2 protein-coding genes and 2 pseudogenes are annotated in these 1,429 nt (G+C 34.6%); 3 read left to right on the top strand and 1 reads right to left on the bottom strand.

Going from position 1 to position 1,429, the window contains the following annotated elements:
* Positions 1-44: 44 nt before the first annotated feature.
* Positions 45-296: pseudogene (locus BGI33_RS03350) on the bottom strand (transposase); the annotation flags it as partial.
* A gap of 82 nt (positions 297-378) precedes the next feature.
* Between BGI33_RS03350 and BGI33_RS13380 the strand changes: the two are divergent.
* The 3 genes and pseudogenes from BGI33_RS13380 to BGI33_RS03340 all read left to right on the top strand — a co-directional run.
* Positions 379-495 (top strand): annotated as a pseudogene (locus tag BGI33_RS13380) (RHS repeat-associated core domain-containing protein); the annotation flags it as partial.
* A complete protein-coding gene (locus BGI33_RS03345; RefSeq protein WP_218965126.1) occupies positions 481-900 on the top strand; it encodes an HNH endonuclease signature motif containing protein in 420 nt (139 codons plus the stop codon). The pseudogene BGI33_RS13380 and the gene BGI33_RS03345, both read left to right, overlap by 15 nt.
* Positions 891-1,304, top strand: coding sequence for an SMI1/KNR4 family protein (locus BGI33_RS03340; RefSeq protein ID WP_100089931.1), 414 nt, complete (start codon positions 891-893; stop codon positions 1,302-1,304). Before BGI33_RS03345 ends, BGI33_RS03340 begins: the two co-directional genes overlap by 10 nt.
* Positions 1,305-1,429 lie beyond the last annotated feature (125 nt).

The following is a 1,429-nucleotide window of genomic DNA, read 5'->3' as shown; positions in this document are numbered from 1 at the left end:
TAATTGAACAGCCCAAGCTGTACGTGCCTTGGTAGGCACTATAGCTTTTTTATGATTTCCTCCTGAAGCTGAGATTTTAAACTGAGCTCGGCAAACATCTGCTTAAGCTTGCGGTTTTCAGCCTCCAGCTCCTTTAAACGTTTGATATCGGAGGTTTCCATACCACCGTATTTTTCCCGCCATTTATAAAAAGTCGAATTACCGATGCCATATTTACGGCAAAGTTCTTTAACAGGAATACCGGCTTCAGCTTCTTTTAAAATGGATACAATCTGATGTTCAGTCATTTTTTTCATGTTTAAATCCTCTATGGGTTAATAAAGAGAATTTTCTACTTCAGAGCTGTACTATTTTAGGGGGTAGTTACACTTACATTACAATACTTTCAGGTACTATGATCCGGATATAGGACGCTTTACCCAGCCAGACCCGATTGGTTTAGCTGGCGGATTGAATCTGTATCAGTATGCGCCTAATGGGTTGACTTGGATTGATCCGTGGGGCTTAGCAGTAGATTCAATAACTAAACTGAAAGAACGTGGCTATACGGGAGTAATTAAAACTTCAGGAGGTGGATTAGATTATTCAGGCAGTAATGCACTATATAATAAACGACCGGGAATCAACCCTATTGTAACAATCGAATATACCGGTGATTATCTTAAAGATTTTGAAGCTGCTAACAAACAAGCAGGACTAAAGCAGAAAACAACTCCAAGAGGATATGTTTGGCATCATCTTGATGATTATGATCCTGTTACTAATAAAGGTACAATGCAACTCGTTGAAAAGAAAGCACACCAAGGAATAAACCATTCAGGTGGAGTTAGTCAATATAAAGCAACTACTGGTAAAAATTATACATTTCCAGCTAGAAAGGGTAATAGCAAATGCAACTAATACTCGAAGAATCGGAAAAACAATTATCTTTTGAAGAACTTGAAGAATTTAGCAAATATTTTGATAAAGAGATTCCACTTTCATTTATTAATTTTTATATTAAATTTAATGGTGGTTACCCTCCCGAAAACGGTGAACATAATTTCTTTTTATTGGGTGGCTTTAATCCAATAAAATATGGTGATTTAACTATAGAAGATATTTATGCTAACTTAATTGATGAATTTTCTAATTTAAAATATATGATTCCTTTTGCTTATGATGAGGGTGGAAATTGCTTTTTACTTTCATTAAAAGATAAAAATTATGGAGAAATATATATATGGTTGATGGATGAAAAAGAATTAGTTTTAGTATCTGAATCATTTGATTGTTTTATTAATAAACTGTCACAAGATTATTAGCTGTACTAGCTTAAACTTAATCTGACAGACACTACCTACTCATCGGCATTCGTTCTAACACAATGACTGTCTGATGAGTAAAATAAATTCTCTAGCTGCTTTTCTTTAGCCAGTCCTTTTGTCTC

Source organism: Snodgrassella alvi, assembly GCF_002777425.1.
Lineage (GTDB): Bacteria > Pseudomonadota > Gammaproteobacteria > Burkholderiales > Neisseriaceae > Snodgrassella > Snodgrassella alvi_B.
This window is presented reverse-complemented; position numbering and strand designations above follow the sequence as displayed.